The organism is uncultured Traorella sp., from assembly GCF_944327115.1.
In the GTDB taxonomy this organism is placed as follows: Bacteria; Bacillota_I; Bacilli_A; order Erysipelotrichales; family Erysipelotrichaceae; genus Traorella.
This window is the reverse complement of sequence record NZ_CALVGS010000132.1, coordinates 1-13287: the sequence shown is the minus strand read 5'-3', so window position 1 is coordinate 13287 and position 13287 is coordinate 1. Positions and strand designations below refer to the sequence as shown.

Genomic DNA, 13287 nt, shown 5'->3' with positions numbered 1-13287 from the left:
TCTGCACTTTTTATTTAGAAAGAATAGTATCGACTTTTAAAAATTGGTTATTTCTATGGTTGTCTGTTTATGGATTTATTCATATATCCGTATTGTATTTAATCTTTCTTGACAAACTAATAGTATTAGTTTTATCATAAAACTAATGATACGAGTCAGGAGTGATAATATGCCAAGACAAGGATTGAGTAAAGAAAGTGTTGTTCAGGCAGCTGTTGATTTAATTGAAGAAAAAGGTGTTTCTCAGTTTTCAATGGGAAAGCTTGCTCAACGGTTAAAGATCAAACCTGCTTCTCTCTATAATCATGTGGAAAGCATAGATAAGCTGATGAAACTTGTGAAAGAAGAGGCCATTTATCAGCTGGTACAGTTGGAAAATCAGGCGATTGCCGGGAAAAAGAAAAATGAGGCTCTTTTTGCCTTAGCTGAAGCATATCGCAGTTTTGCGAGAAATCATTATCAGCTTTATCAGGTAATAATGGCTTTTCCAAAAGAAAATGACCTGGTTTTGAAACAGGAAGCCGGGGAGATCATTTCACCTTTTTTAAAAGTTCTTGCTGATTATGGGCTGACAGAAAATCAGCAATTTCACTGGCAGCGGGTACTTCGGGCGATGATGAGCGGATTTGCTTTTCATGAACAGGCGGGTGGCTTTTCCTACTTTCCAATAGACCAAGACGAAAGCTTTTATATTGCCATGCAATGTATCGCAAATGGTCTGTGTCAAACAGGTGGTGAGAAACGATGAAAACAAAGGAAGAAATTCTGTTTCAAGAAACCCCTGTAGGACGTGCACTGCTTTCTTTGGTCGTTCCTACGGTCATCAGCCAGATCATTACTGTCATTTATAACATGGCGGACACATTTTTTATTGGCCAGATCGGAGATCCTAATCAGGTGGCGGCAGTTTCATTGTGTATGCCTATGTTTGTCTTTCTTACAGGATTGGCAAATCTGTTTGGTATAGGTGGCTCAAGTTTAATTGCTCGCAGTCTGGGAACAAATGACCACGATAAAACAAAGCGGGCGGCCGCATTCAGTATTTGGACGGCTGTCGTAGTATCTTTGCTTTATGGTATCGGGTTATTGATGATGCGCTCTGTCGTACTCCCTGTTGTGGGAGCAAATGCGGATACTTATGACTTTTGTTGCCAATACATCTTTTGGACGATTACCATAGGTGCTGTTCCGACAGTGTTGAATCAGTTGCTGGCACATCTGGTGCGTGCAGAAGGGCATTCTGCTCAGGCAAGTTTTGGTGTAGCTCTGGGTGGCGGTTTGAATATTATCTTGGATCCAGTTTTTATTTTTCCGCTGGGATTGGAAATTGCCGGAGCTGCTATTGCTACGATGGTATCTAATCTAATTGCGACATTTTACTTTATTTTTCTTCTTTCTCGTAAAGAAAATACAACTGATATTTCTTTCTATCCAAAATTCTATACGTGGAAAGAGAACATACCTAAAGAGGTCTTGCTCGTTGGAATTCCCAGCTGTCTGATGACATTGATGGGAGTTTTGTCCAATATTACGATTAATCGGCTGATGTCCGGTTATTCAAATGCTGCAGTAGCAGGTATCGGTGTCGCAAAAAAAGTGGATATGCTTTCTTTTGCCATTGCAACCGGTATGTCCCAAGGGGCACTGCCTTTAATTGGATATAACTATGCTGCTAAAAATTATAAGCGTATGAAAGCTGCTCTTAAAGTAGATTTTCTCATTAGTTTTATTGTAGCTTTGATTGGATCAATTTTCCTTTTCACCTGTGCGAGCCCTATCGTAAAAGCATTTATCAACGACGAAGAAACAGTGTATTATGGTCAAATGTTTCAGCGGATCATCTGTATCACGGGTCCTTGTATTTCGGTGACGATGCTGACAATCACCTCATTTCAATCTGTTGGGAAAAAGATAGAACCGATGATTTTGTCTTTGCTTCGCAAAGGTGGATTGGACATTCCATTTATGTTTCTTTTGAATAATTTGAAGGGGGTGAATGGTATCGTGTGGGCAACACCGATTGCAGATTTAGGGGCCATGGTAGTGGCTGTCGTCTTATTTGTTCCATTTTGGCAGAGATTATCAGATCAGAAATCGAATAGAAATATCGTATAGCGTTCATTATGAGTGGTAGAAAAAAGCTTTTGTTTTGGTATTGGAGCTTTATATTTATGTTATCATCTTCTTTTTAAGATCATATTATCATGTGCTTCAATATGTAACATGTTTTGTATTTGAATGATTTTATCATTTAAAAGATCGTGATAGCTTCCTGCCGGGATTTTTACTTCTGATGGATGATCGGCACAGTTGAGGGCGATGAAGCAGTCATTTCTTTGAAAGACGAACTGTTCATTGGTCAGATAGATTTGCTTGTAGTGAAGGTCATGAAAGCTTTCTTCGTTTTGTTTGATCTCTCCTAATTTCTGGATGTGAAAGAGCAGATCATTTTGTTTGATATCACTAAGACAAACCTCTGGCCGCAAAGCCTCATCACTGGTTTTCGAACGCTTGCCGGTGATGCCCCATTCACTGCCGTAATAAAGGCTGGGGATGCCGCACATCGTATAAAGCAGGGTCATGACGTTTTTCAGATCACGCGGATCATGAAGGGCTGAGGCAATGCGATCGACATCGTGATTATCGACAAAGTTGTAGAGATAGAGATTTTTATAGATGCCATAGTCACCGTGCTGGCGATTATAAGCATAGGCAATTTCAAAATAATTTTTGGTGTTATGGGAAGAATAGATGCCTTTGTAACATTCATAATTTGTCACTGAGTCAAGCATTTCCGCATTGGCCCATTGATTATAATCACCATGGATCACTTCACCCATCAGCCAGAAATCTTTTTTCTTTGCCTGGGTGAAACTTTTTAATTGTTTAAAAAAATGTGGCGGAATACAGTTGGCTGCATCAAGGCGCAAACCGTCGATATCGAATTCATCGATCCACATATTAACGGCCTGAAGCAAGTGATCACAGACATTTTGATTATATAAATTCAGTTTGACAAGCTCATAGTGACCTTCCCAGCTGTCATAGCTGAAAGGATCGTGGTATGGGGTGGTACCGTCAAAACGCAAATTTGAAAACCAATCCTTATAAGGTGACTCCCATTTTTTCTCACAGACATCCTCAAAAGCCCAGAAGTTTCGTCCTACATGGTTAAAAACACCGTCAAGGACAATTTTGATCTGATTTTCATGCAGCTTTTGACAAAGCTGTTTAAAATCTTCATTGTTTCCCAGACGGGGATCGATTTGATTATAGTCGATCGTATCATAGCCATGGCTTGAGGAAGCAAAAAGAGGTCCGATATATAAGGCGTTGACATGGAGGGAGTGCAGATGATCGATCCATGCTTCAAGATGACGGATGCGGTGAACGGTTTGATAGGTCTGATGCTTTTCACAGCCGAAAAAGCCAAGGGGATAGATATGGTAAAAGATAGCGTTTTGTGTCCAATGATTCATAGAAATACCTCCGTTTTCATTATACCATATGTTTTCATTGGAAAGTTTTTATATCGCAATGTTTTTATGTTCGCTTTTGTGGTAAAATAAATGAAAGCGAGGAGTTTTTTATGTCAAAAATATTATTGGTAGATGGAAATGCAATGCTTTTTAGAGCGTATTATGCAAGCAAATATGTAAGAAGGATGACAACATCCAATGGAATCCCGACCAATGCGGTCTATGGTTTTATCAGCATGTTTAAAAAGGCGGTCGAGCTTTTACAGCCGCAGTATGTCTGTGTGGCTTGGGATGCAGGAAAGCCGACCTTCCGTCATCAGGCCTATGATGCTTATAAGGGAACAAGAAAGGAATTGGATGAGGATCTGATCGTACAGATGCCGATCATCCGCGAATATCTGGATTGTGCGCATATCTTTCGTTATGAGCAGGAAGGCATTGAGGCTGATGATATCATCGGTACGCTTTCAAAGATGTATTCTGATCATGAAACCGTTATTTTATCGAGTGATCGGGATCTTTTACAGCTGATCGATGATTCGACCTCTGTCTTATTGATGAAAAAAGGAATCAGTGAGATGCATCTGGTCGATGAAAAGGAGTGTCTGGAAAGCTTTGGGGTGACGCCTTCACAGATCATTGATCTGAAGGGTCTGATGGGGGATGCAAGCGATAATATACCGGGAGTCAAAGGTGTTGGAGAAAAGACGGCCCTGCAGCTTTTGAAAAATTATGGAAGCGTAGAGGGCGTTTATGAGCATATTGATGAGATCAAGGGAAAGCTAAAGGAAAAGCTGACTGAAAACAAGGAAACTGCTGAGCTGTCCTTATATCTGGCAACGATCGTCCGTGATGCACAGCTGGATATGACATTAGAGGATTGTCTGTTTCAGATCGATGATGCCGGACAGAATGAATTTTTGCGTAAGTATGAGATGAAATCGTTGCTTGTGGAAGTGAAAAAGGATGAGGAGGTTCATGAAAAAAATGAACGTCGTTTTGAGGTGGTCGATTCTTTTTCGATTCTGAAGGATGGTGTAAGTCTTGCTTTGGATGTCGACCAGCAGGAATATGATCATGCCAATATTTATGGTATTGCCTTTTCTGATGGTCATATCGTGGAATATATGCCATGGGATCAGTTTTTGAAGGATGAGGATGCCAAAGCTTTTCTTGCGGGAAACGCTTCTAAATATGTTTATGATGTGAAAAGGCTCTATCATCTTTTTGATCGTGAAGGTGTCCGTGTCCAAATTGATTTTGACTGTATGATCGCTGCGTTTTTGATCGATAATAATATTAATTCTTATGAGGCTTTTATTGAGAAATACCAGTTTGATACGGAAAATCCTGATGAGATCTATGGTAAAGGCAGCAAGATAAAATTGGCGGATGAAACGAGCCGTCATGAATATATGTGCTCTTTTTGCGGACATCTTTATGAAACAGGTGCTCAGCTGAAAGAGGATCTGGTGAAGAACGGCTGTGAAAGCTTGTTTAAGGATATTGAGATGCCATTGTCCTATGTCTTATTTGAAATGGAGAAGAACGGGGTCTGTGTCGATCAGGGCATCCTTGATGAGATCGCTAAGAAAAATCTTGTTAAGATCGATGAATGTACGAAGCATATTTATGAGTTGGCAGGACATGAATTTAATGTCAATTCGCCGAAGCAGTTAGCGGTCGTCTTGTATGATGAACTGGGCTTGAAGGCCGGAAAGAAGCGTAGTACGGCGGTTGATGTGTTAGAAAAGCTGCGCTTCCAGCATCCGATCATTGATGAGATCCTGAAGCAGCGTAAATATCAGAAGCTGTATTCAACCTATGCGGTAGGACTTGTCAAACATATTCAAAGCGATGGCAAGATCCATACGACCTTCCATCAGTGTCTGACGACGACCGGACGGCTTTCAAGCAGTGATCCGAATTTACAGAATATCAGCGTACGTGATGAGGATGGCAAGGAAATCCGTAAGGCCTTTGTTGCCAGTGAGGGTTGTGTATTGGTGAGTGCTGATTATTCACAGATCGAATTGCGAATGCTGGCCCATATGGCCCATGTGGATAAAATGATCGATGCGTTTAAGCATAATGCGGATATCCATACGGAAACGGCGATGCATATTTTTCATGTGAAGAAGGAAGAAGTGACGTCGCTGATGCGCCGTCAGGCGAAGGCGGTCAACTTTGGGATCGTTTATGGAATGAGTGCCTTTGGGTTAAGTGAGCAGTTGAATATCTCACCGAAAGAAGCAAAGGATTTTATCGATCGTTATTTTGAAACATATCCGAATATTCAGAAATTTATGAATCAGTGTGTTGAGGAATGCGAACAAAAGGGTTATGTGACGACCTTGTTTAATCGTAAGCGTTATATTCCTGAAATCCATGATAAGAATTATATGGTACGTGAGTTTGGCAAGCGTGCGGCGATGAATGCCCCGATTCAGGGCAGCAGTGCTGATTTGATCAAGGTAGCCATGAATAATATTCATCAGAAAATGGAAGAAAAGGGATGTAAATCGAAGATGATCCTGCAGATTCATGATGAACTGATCTTTGATGTGCCACAGGATGAGGTTGAACTCATGAAGAAGCTTGTAAGTTATGAGATGGAACATGCCATGGAACTGTCTGTTCCTTTAAAGGCCGAGGCAAGTGTTTCTCATAACTGGTATGAGGCGAAGTAATGCCTGAATTACCGGAAGTTGAAACGGTCCGCGCTACCTTAGAGGCACAGCTGCAAAGCAGGGTCATTGAGGATGTGAATGTTTTGTGGCGGAAGATCGTGGATCAGGAATTGGATGAATTTAAACGTATCTGTCATCAAAGGATCATTAAATATGATCGATACGGAAAATATTTACTTTTTAGATGTGAGGATGTCACTTTGATCGTGCATCTCCGCATGGAAGGAAAATTTTATATCTTAGAGGATGAAAAGCCTTATGATAAGCATGTGCATGTAATCTTTAAGCTGGATAACGGAAAGTATCTGCAGTATCACGATACTCGTAAATTTGGCCGCATGAAGGTCATTGACAATGATCAGGTGGAATATTACCTGCAATCAAAGAATTTGGGAAAAGATGCGATTGATGAAAGCGTCGATCCGCTTGATTTATATAAGAAGTGGCATATGAAAAAGATTCATTTGAAAAAGATGCTGCTGGATCAGAGCTTTTTAGCGGGCATCGGTAATATCTATGCCGATGAGATCTGTTTTTCATGCGGACTGGATCCGGTGAGCCGGGTCTATGATCTTTCCAAGAAAGATTTTGAAAATATCGTCTTTCATACGCAAAGGATCTTAAAGGGAGCGATTGCCAGTGGTGGTACGACGATCCGTTCTTATACGAGCTCTTTGGGGGTGAATGGCCTTTTTCAGCTGAAATTAAAGGTACATGCACAGAAAACCTGTCAGGTTTGTCACGGACCTGTCGAAAAATATATATGTGATGGAAGGGGAACCTATCGATGTGTAAGATGTCAGAAGAAAAAAAGAAGGCGTGGATAGCGATCAGTGGTACGATGGCCAGCGGAAAGTCCAGCGTGCTTGCTTATTTGAAAGAGAAGGGCTATGCTGTTTATGATTGTGATGCGATCAATGCCTCTTTACAAAGAAAGGGTGAAGAGGGCTATGAGCGCATGGTCGAAGCGTTTGGTCATGAAATATTAAATAAAGACATGGAGCTTGATCGAAAGAAAGTGGCAAGTCTTGTATTTTCAAATGAGCATGAGCGAAAAAAGCTGGAGGGCATCATGCATCCTTTGATCTTGCGACGTTTAAAACAAATCAGGGAAACTTTAAATGAAACTGCATTCGTGGAGGTTCCTTTATTATATGAATTGGGATGGGAAAAGTATTTTGATTGTGACTGGCTGATCGTTGCGGATGAGAAAAAGCTGATAGAGAGATGTCAAAGATATCGCCAGATGGATGAAAAGACAACGCTTGCACGTATCCAGGCTCAGATGAGCGTTGAGGATAAGAAGAAAAGAGCCCGAGTGATCATTGAGAATAATGACGATCTCAAGAGCTTATATCAAAAGGTTGATGACCTTCTGGAAAGGAGCAGCCATGAGTGAGATCAAGTATCAGATCGAACAGATCAAATCGATCGATTCGGAAGAACTGGCAAGCTTTGCGATTCTTTATGCGCCTTTGATGAAGCCTCTTTCTTATCAGTTTTATCTGTTGATGAGCGCAATCTTAGAGAGCCATGGCAGGATCAAAAATGCACGTTTTTTCTGTGAAACGCTGCATTGTACACCTTTGGAGCTGACACAGGCCAGGGAAGAGCTGGAACGCTTCATGCTTATAAGAACGTATCAAAGTGCGGATGAGAAAAGTCTGATCATCCAGCTGCGGCCGATCAAACGAGGCTTTAAGTTTTTGAATCATGAGGTCTTAGGACGGTATTATCTGATGAAGATGGGGTCAAAGGCCTATCAGTTTGCGCTTTTATGTTTTAAGGATCCTACGCTTTCACTGGAAGGTTATGAGGATATCAGCAAGCCGTTTCAGGCTTCGGATATGAGTGATTATTCGATGAAGGAGGAAAACGAGTTTCAGGTTTACCGGATTCAGCGGCAGGATAAAAAGGGTGGATTTGATATGGCTCGTTTCTTAAAGAAATGCAGCCGGCTCATCTTCCCCAACGATCAGCGAAATAAGGAAAATTTAAGTGTGATCGAGGAGATGGGAAGCTATTATCATGTAGCGATCGATGATATGATTACCTTTGTCGGTCAGGCAACGCCCAGTAAGACGATGCAGTTTAATCCTTTGCGATTTAAAGAACTGGTACGTAAGAAATATTTGCCGCTGCAAAAGGAAAATGAAAATGAATATGATATCAATCCCGTACGTTTCCTTCAGAAAAAGCAAAATGGTGTCATGCCAAGCAATGCAGATGCACGGTTGCTTGAAAATCTGAGTCAGCAGTTTAAACTAAAGGATGAGGTCATCAATATCATGATCGAGCATATCTTAAACCAAAATGACAATCGTCTGGATAAGAACTATGTAGAAAAGATTGCCGGTACATGGGTCAGAAATGAGGTTGATTCAGCTGAAAAGGCCTTTGAGGCCTGCCGTCCTAAAGAAAGGAAAACAATCACTAAAAAGAAGGCTGAACGAAAGCTGCCGCAGTGGTATATGCAGGAAGAAGAGGATTATGAGGCAGCCAGTGAGGAAGAAATTGCGGAATTTAAGAAGATGCTGGAGGAATTGGAGAAGTAATGGAAGAGGTCAAGTGGAATATTCAATTGAATGAACAGCAGGAAAAGACACGACAGGAAAATATTGCTTATTGTCTGCATGATGAAGATGTCTTACATTTTCTCAAAGAGAATGATTTGGATGAGAGCTTTATCAGGGAGCATTCCGCCAAGCTGAAGCAATGGGCAGAGAATAAGAAGGTCTGTGCAGGCTGCCAGGGCCTTGAAGAGTGCCGTTTCGATCATGGGAAAACGTTTGAGATCGTTATGGATGATGGCTTTTTAACGCAGGTTTACAGCAAGTGCCGGTATTTGAAGAAAGAGGAAGAAAAAAGTCAGTATCTGAAGAATTATCGTCTTTTCCATGGAAATAATGAGATGAAGCTCAGAGAGTTTTCGATGCTTGATATCAAGCGCAGTGATTCAAAGGAGCTTTTGGAGGTAAGCAAGCTTCTGATGGCGAGCGAGCATGAAAGAAAGGGAATTTATTTGCATGGCAAGCCGGGGATCGGCAAGACGTTTTTGATGAATTGTATGGCAAATCTGTATGTGAAAAAAGGAAAAAGCGTTGCCTTTGTCAATTCACCGACGCTGATCAGTGATCTTAAGAATGGTTTTACGGTGAATGGTATGGTCGAAAATACTTTGAATATCTTGAAAAAGTGTGATGTATTGTTCCTTGATGATATTGGCGGTGAAAGTATCAGTGCGTGGAGCAGGGATGAGATCTTGATGCCTTTATTGAATGAGCGGATGGAGAAAAATATGAAAACGTATTTCACCAGCAATTACAGTTTTGATGAATTGGAAGAACATTTTAGTATTGATTCCAGAGGCAATATAGATAGGATCAAGGCCAATCGGCTCATGGAGAGGATTAAAGCGGTTTCAGCTGAAAAAAACCTGAAAGGTGTGAATCGTCGCTTGTAATTCGCTAGTAAATAGATGAAAATAATGGTAAAATAGCAACGTGCTAAGGAGATGAAGATATGGTAAAGCGGATCGGGGTTCTTACTTCCGGAGGCGATGCTCCGGGAATGAATGCAGCAATACGTGCGGTCGTACGTGTTGCCAATAGCGCCAATATTGAAGTCTACGGCATCTATGACGGATATCGGGGACTTGTTGAAGGGTATATCGAGCCATTGACACGTTCAGATGTGTCGGATATCATTGACCGTGGTGGTACGATACTGGGTTCGGCCCGTTTGCCCGAGTTTAAAGACGAAAAGGTTCAAAGCGCAGGTATCCACCAGTTGAATAAAAGAGGGATCGAGGCTCTTGTCGTCATTGGTGGAGATGGTTCTTATCGTGGAGCACTGGCTTTAAGTCAGGCGGGAATCAACTGTATCGGACTCCCGGGAACGATCGATAATGATATCCCTAGCACTGATTTTACGATTGGCTTTGATACAGCCTTACATACTGTTGTTGAAGCTGTCGATAAGCTGCGAGATACTTCCAGCTCTCATCATCGCTGCAGTGTCGTTGAAGTGATGGGCAACCGCTGCGGAGATTTAGCTTTGTGGGCCGGTATTGCCTGTGGGGCGGAAATCGTCGTAACTGCACAGACGGGATTTGAGGAAACGGAAGTTCTTGAAAGATTAAAGGAATTTGATGTCATAAAGAAAAAGCGTCATGCAATTGTCATCATTTCAGAGAAGATCACGGATGTGGATGCTTTTGCGAAAAAGGTATCCTTGAATACGGGCTTCTCGGGAAGGGCGACGGTACTCGGCCATGTGCAGCGGGGCGGAAGTCCTACGCCGCAGGATCGTGTATTAGCCAGCCGTATGGGGGAAAAAGCCGTTGAGCTTCTGATTCAGGGAATCGGAGGACAATGTGTGGGAATCAAGGATAATCAGATTATCTCTGTTCCTATTGAAGAGGCTTTGGATATTCCTCGTTCGAGCAGAAAGAAGTTGCAGCAGCTTTTCGACCGACTTGTTTAGTGAGGAGAAAACAAAAATATGGAAAGAAAAACAAAGATTGTTTGTACGATTGGACCTGCTACGGAATCAGAAGAAATGCTGATAAAGATGGCACAGACAGGAATGGATGTTTGCCGTCTGAATTTTTCACATGAAACACATGAAGAGCATTTAGTTCGTATCAACCGTATTCGTAAGGTTGCAAAGGAAACGGGACTGAAGTTTTCAATTCTTTTGGATACAAAGGGACCGGAAATCCGTACAGGAGTATTTAAAAATGGACAGGAAACATATGCAAAGGGTGATATCGTAACACTTTGCAAAGAGGAAATTGAAGGAACAAAAGAAAGATTCCAGATTCAGTGTCCGGAAGTATTTGATGATGTTGAAGAGGGTGGAACGATCCTGATCGATGACGGTAAGGTTCGTCTGACAATTCTTGAAAAGCATCCGGATGAACTGGTATGCCGTGTTGAAAATCCGGGTGTGATCAAAAACCGTAAGGGATGTAATGTTCCGGGCGTGAAGCTTTCGATGCCTTTTATCTCTAAGAAGGATGAAAGTGATATTCGTTTTGCCTGCCGTCAGAATCTTGATTTCATTGCCGCAAGCTTTACAAGAAGAAAACAGGATATCCTGGATATTCGTAAGATCCTTCAGGAAGAAGGAAATGATCGTATTCAGATCATTGCCAAGATTGAAAACCAGGAAGGCTATGACAATTTAGATGATATCTTAAATGTTGCCGATGGTATCATGGTTGCCAGAGGTGATCTAGGTGTTGACGTTTCTGTTGAATTGGTTCCTATCTATCAGAAGATGATGATCAAGCGTGCCAATGAATACGGTAAACCGGTCATCACAGCTACTCATATGTTAGAGAGCATGCAGAATAATCCGCGTTCAACACGTGCTGAAGCAAGCGATGTTGCGAATGCCGTTTTGGATGGTACGGATGCGATCATGCTTTCAGGTGAAAGTGCAATCGGAAGTTATCCGTTGGAAGCTGTAAATACGATGGTACGTATCTCAACAGCAATGGAAGAGATCCTTCCTTATCGTGAAAGATTAGAAAAGGCTATTTCTACTTCCAGAAAGACGATTGAAGATGCGATCGGTATCGCTGCAGCTGATTCAGCTTTATCACTGGAAGCAGCCGCTATCATCTGCTTTACAAGCAGTGGAAATTCGGTTAAGCGTATTTCTAAATACCGTACGAAATCACCGATCATTGCCGTATGCTTTGAAAAAGATGTTGAAAGAAGCCTGGCATTGCAGTGGGGCGTTACAACTTATTTAAGCGATGTTCAGAATACACAGCTGAATGAGTGTGAATTAGCTCGTCGTATTGCCAAGGAGCATGGTATCAAGATCGGAGAGACGATCATTCTGGTTGCCGGTTATCCACAGGGTACAGGTGCTACGAATACGTTGAAAATCATTGAAGTACGATAAAACAAAAGTAAACAAAAAAATATGTTTGAATTTGAATTAAAAAATCAAAATCAAACATTTTTTTGTTTTAAATTAAAAAAATTAAGAAAAAATCATGTAATTCAGACAAATTATTTGCTATCCTAAAAGTATGGAGGTAGACAATATGAAAGTAATTGTAAAAGATAATTATGATGAAGCAAGCTTAGAAGCATTTAAGATCATGAAAGAAGTTGTTGTCAATAAACCTAATGCCGTTTTAGGATTAGCAACAGGATCAACACCGCTGGGATTGTATAAGAATATGATCGAGGATCATAAGAAAAACGGAACATCTTATAAAAACATTACAACCTTTAATCTGGATGAATATGTAGGTATTGATCGCAATCATCCGGAAAGCTATTATACATTCATGAATAAGAATCTGTTTAGCGGTCTGGACATTCCTGCAGAAAATGTACATCTGCCTTATGGTGATACGAAAGAAGACTGCGATGCTTATGAAAAGGCCATGGAACATGTCCAGGTCGATATCCAGCTTTTAGGAATCGGTGGTAACGGACATATCGGTTTCAATGAACCGGGTACATCTTTTGATGAAACGACGCATATCGTTGAGCTTCAGGAAAGAACAAGAAAAGACAATGCTCGTTTCTTTGATAATGATATCAATCAGGTACCTACGCATGCCATTACGATGGGTATTGCGACGATCATGAAGGCCAGCAAGGTCTTGCTGATTGCTACCGGCGAAAACAAAGCTGATGCAGTGAAGGCCATGATCGAAGGACCAAGGGATACAAGCTGTCCGGCAAGTGCTTTACAGGCACACAAAGATGTGGTCGTTATTCTGGATAAGGCTGCTGCCAGCAAGCTTACAAAATAAATATTGAAAGGCTTATGAGCGATCATAAGTCTTTTATATATTAAGATATTTAAATTTATGATTTATACAAAAGATAACAAAAAATACATTCATGATATGATAAATTATATAATTATTTTAAATATATAGTATCAATATGTTGTGTAATATGATATAATATGAATGTGCTAATTCTCATTTCTTCTAGATAATATATTTCACTATCTTTTGCTTATGAAGTCAGGGTGTAGTAAAAAGGAAATGCTGTTTTAATAAAATCTTATCTGGAAAAGAGATAAAAATCAGAAGTATCAGAATAAAGGCGAAAGAAAAGATAGAGAAAGTGATTCAG

General features: G+C 40.9%; 11 protein-coding genes. 10 read left to right on the top strand and 1 reads right to left on the bottom strand.

Features of this window, described 5'->3' with window-relative positions:
- The first annotated feature begins 169 nt into the window (after positions 1–169).
- Together Q0K35_RS11255 and Q0K35_RS11250 are read left to right on the top strand one after the other, a co-directional pair.
- Positions 170–748 carry a TetR/AcrR family transcriptional regulator gene (locus tag Q0K35_RS11255; RefSeq protein WP_294562960.1) on the top strand — a complete coding sequence of 193 codons (579 nt, stop codon included), beginning with the start codon at positions 170–172 and terminating at the stop codon, positions 746–748.
- The gene (locus Q0K35_RS11250; RefSeq protein WP_294562959.1) at positions 745–2115 is read left to right on the top strand and encodes an MATE family efflux transporter; all 1371 of its coding nucleotides are present in this window, start codon (positions 745–747) and stop codon (positions 2113–2115) included. The genes Q0K35_RS11255 and Q0K35_RS11250 overlap by 4 nt, the downstream gene beginning before the upstream one ends.
- Positions 2116–2177: 62 nt before the next feature.
- Here Q0K35_RS11250 and Q0K35_RS11245 read toward each other — a convergent pair whose 3' ends face one another.
- Positions 2178–3479 (bottom strand): alpha-amylase family glycosyl hydrolase, encoded by a 1302-nt coding sequence (locus Q0K35_RS11245; RefSeq protein ID WP_294562958.1) that lies wholly within the window; start codon positions 3477–3479, stop codon positions 2178–2180.
- Between the two features lie 110 nt (positions 3480–3589).
- Here Q0K35_RS11245 and polA point away from each other — a divergent pair, with 110 nt between their 5' ends.
- The 8 genes from polA to nagB all read left to right on the top strand — a co-directional run bounded on the left by polA (position 3590) and on the right by nagB (position 12956).
- Positions 3590–6169: a DNA polymerase I gene (polA, locus tag Q0K35_RS11240; RefSeq protein WP_294562957.1), complete on the top strand. Its 2580-nt coding sequence runs from the start codon at positions 3590–3592 to the stop codon at positions 6167–6169.
- Complete coding sequence (gene mutM, locus Q0K35_RS11235) at positions 6169–6996, top strand: DNA-formamidopyrimidine glycosylase (RefSeq protein WP_294562956.1); 828 nt, start codon at positions 6169–6171, stop codon at positions 6994–6996. Before polA ends, mutM begins: the two co-directional genes overlap by 1 nt.
- On the top strand, positions 6957–7568 hold the full coding sequence (gene coaE, locus Q0K35_RS11230) for a dephospho-CoA kinase (protein ID WP_294562955.1): 612 nt from the start codon (positions 6957–6959) through the stop codon (positions 7566–7568). The genes mutM and coaE overlap by 40 nt, the downstream gene beginning before the upstream one ends.
- A complete protein-coding gene (locus Q0K35_RS11225) occupies positions 7561–8724 on the top strand; it encodes a DnaD domain protein (protein WP_294562954.1) in 1164 nt (387 codons plus the stop codon). Before coaE ends, Q0K35_RS11225 begins: the two co-directional genes overlap by 8 nt.
- Complete coding sequence (locus Q0K35_RS11220; protein WP_294562953.1) at positions 8724–9632, top strand: ATP-binding protein; 909 nt, start codon at positions 8724–8726, stop codon at positions 9630–9632. The genes Q0K35_RS11225 and Q0K35_RS11220 overlap by 1 nt, the downstream gene beginning before the upstream one ends.
- 59 nt (positions 9633–9691) lie before the next feature.
- Positions 9692–10654 (top strand): 6-phosphofructokinase, encoded by a 963-nt coding sequence (gene pfkA, locus Q0K35_RS11215; RefSeq protein WP_294562952.1) that lies wholly within the window; start codon positions 9692–9694, stop codon positions 10652–10654.
- An 18-nt stretch (positions 10655–10672) separates the two neighbouring features.
- On the top strand, positions 10673–12088 hold the full coding sequence (gene pyk, locus Q0K35_RS11210; protein WP_294562951.1) for a pyruvate kinase: 1416 nt from the start codon (positions 10673–10675) through the stop codon (positions 12086–12088).
- Positions 12089–12233: 145 nt separating this feature from the next.
- Positions 12234–12956 carry a glucosamine-6-phosphate deaminase gene (gene nagB, locus Q0K35_RS11205; RefSeq protein ID WP_294562950.1) on the top strand — a complete coding sequence of 241 codons (723 nt, stop codon included), beginning with the start codon at positions 12234–12236 and terminating at the stop codon, positions 12954–12956.
- The last annotated feature ends 331 nt before the right edge of the window (positions 12957–13287 follow it).

Excerpts from the sequence above, each read along its gene's own strand:
- Q0K35_RS11255 (WP_294562960.1), top strand. The coding sequence starts at position 170 with ATGCCAAGACAAGGATTGAGTAAAGAAAGTGTTGTTCAGGCAGCTGTT.
- Q0K35_RS11250 (WP_294562959.1), top strand. The coding sequence starts at position 745 with ATGAAAACAAAGGAAGAAATTCTGTTTCAAGAAACCCCTGTAGGACGT.
- Q0K35_RS11245 (WP_294562958.1), bottom strand. The coding sequence starts at position 3,479 with ATGAATCATTGGACACAAAACGCTATCTTTTACCATATCTATCCCCTT.
- polA (WP_294562957.1), top strand. The coding sequence starts at position 3,590 with ATGTCAAAAATATTATTGGTAGATGGAAATGCAATGCTTTTTAGAGCG.
- mutM (WP_294562956.1), top strand. The coding sequence starts at position 6,169 with ATGCCTGAATTACCGGAAGTTGAAACGGTCCGCGCTACCTTAGAGGCA.
- coaE (WP_294562955.1), top strand. The coding sequence starts at position 6,957 with ATGTGTAAGATGTCAGAAGAAAAAAAGAAGGCGTGGATAGCGATCAGT.
- Q0K35_RS11225 (WP_294562954.1), top strand. The coding sequence starts at position 7,561 with ATGAGTGAGATCAAGTATCAGATCGAACAGATCAAATCGATCGATTCG.
- Q0K35_RS11220 (WP_294562953.1), top strand. The coding sequence starts at position 8,724 with ATGGAAGAGGTCAAGTGGAATATTCAATTGAATGAACAGCAGGAAAAG.
- pfkA (WP_294562952.1), top strand. The coding sequence starts at position 9,692 with ATGGTAAAGCGGATCGGGGTTCTTACTTCCGGAGGCGATGCTCCGGGA.
- pyk (WP_294562951.1), top strand. The coding sequence starts at position 10,673 with ATGGAAAGAAAAACAAAGATTGTTTGTACGATTGGACCTGCTACGGAA.
- nagB (WP_294562950.1), top strand. The coding sequence starts at position 12,234 with ATGAAAGTAATTGTAAAAGATAATTATGATGAAGCAAGCTTAGAAGCA.